General features: G+C 69.2%; 1 protein-coding gene. It reads left to right on the forward strand.

All coding sequences use genetic code 11. The features are described from left to right. Nucleotides 1-1272, forward strand: a 1272-nt coding sequence (gene pafA / locus Pta02_RS40780; RefSeq protein WP_203880412.1) for a Pup--protein ligase, incomplete at both ends; no start/stop codon positions are given.

Raw genomic sequence — 1272 nt, forward strand, 5'->3', positions numbered from 1 at the left:
GGACAGCGGCGGCTGTCCCCCGACGAGGTGGCGCGCTACCTGTTCCGCCGGGTCGTCTCCTGGGGGCGATCGAGCAACGTCTTCCTGCGCAACGGCGCGCGCCTGTACCTCGACGTCGGCAGCCATCCGGAGTACGCCACCCCCGAGTGCGACAACGTCGTGGAGCTCGTGACCCACGACAAGGCGGGCGAGCGCATCCTGGAGGGCCTGCTCGTCGACGCCGAGAAGCGCCTTCGCGAGGAGGGCATCGCCGGGGACATCTACCTGTTCAAGAACAACACCGACTCGGCCGGGAACTCCTACGGCTGCCACGAGAACTACTGTGTGAGTCGGCACGGCGAGTTCGGCCGCCTGGCCGACGTGCTGATCCCGTTCCTGGTGACCCGGCAGATCATCTGCGGTGCGGGCAAGGTGCTGCAGACGCCGCGCGGGGCGGTCTACTGCGTCTCCCAGCGGGCCGAGCACATCTGGGAGGGCGTGTCCTCCGCGACCACCCGGTCCCGTCCGATCATCAACACCCGCGACGAGCCGCACGCCGACGCCGAGCGTTTCCGGCGCCTGCACGTCATCGTCGGCGACTCCAACATGAGCGAGACGACGATGCTGCTCAAGGTCGGCGCGACCGACCTGGTGCTGCGCATGATCGAGGCGGGCACCGTGATGCGCGATCTGTCGCTGGAGAACCCGATCCGGGCCATCCGCGAGGTCTCCCACGACATGACCGGGCGCCGCCGGGTGCGCCTGGCCGACGGGCGGGAGGCGTCCTCGCTGGAGATCCAGCAGGAATACCTCACCAAGGCGCGCGACTTCGTCGACCGGCGCGGCGGCGACGAGATCAGCCACCGGGTGCTGGAGCTGTGGGAGCGCACGCTCACCGCGGTGGAGACCGGCAACCTGGACCTGGTCTCCCGGGAGATCGACTGGGTCACCAAGTACCAGCTGATCGAGCGCTACCGCAAGAAGTACGACCTGCCGCTGTCCAGCCCCAGGGTCGCCCAGCTGGATCTGGCCTACCACGACGTGCACCGCCGCCGCGGGCTGTTCTACCTGCTGCAGAAGCGCGGCGCGGTGGAGCGGGTGGCCTCCGATCTGAAGATCTTCGAGGCCAAGTCGGTGCCGCCGCAGACGACCCGGGCGCGGCTGCGCGGGGAGTTCATCCGGCGGGCGCAGGAGAAGCGGCGCGACTTCACCGTCGACTGGGTGCACCTGAAGCTCAACGATCAGGCGCAGCGCACCGTGCTGTGCAAGGACCCCTTCCGCAGCGTGGACGAG

The organism is Paraplanobispora takensis (assembly GCF_016863195.1).
Classification (GTDB): Bacteria; Actinomycetota; Actinomycetes; order Streptosporangiales; family Streptosporangiaceae; genus Planobispora; species Planobispora takensis.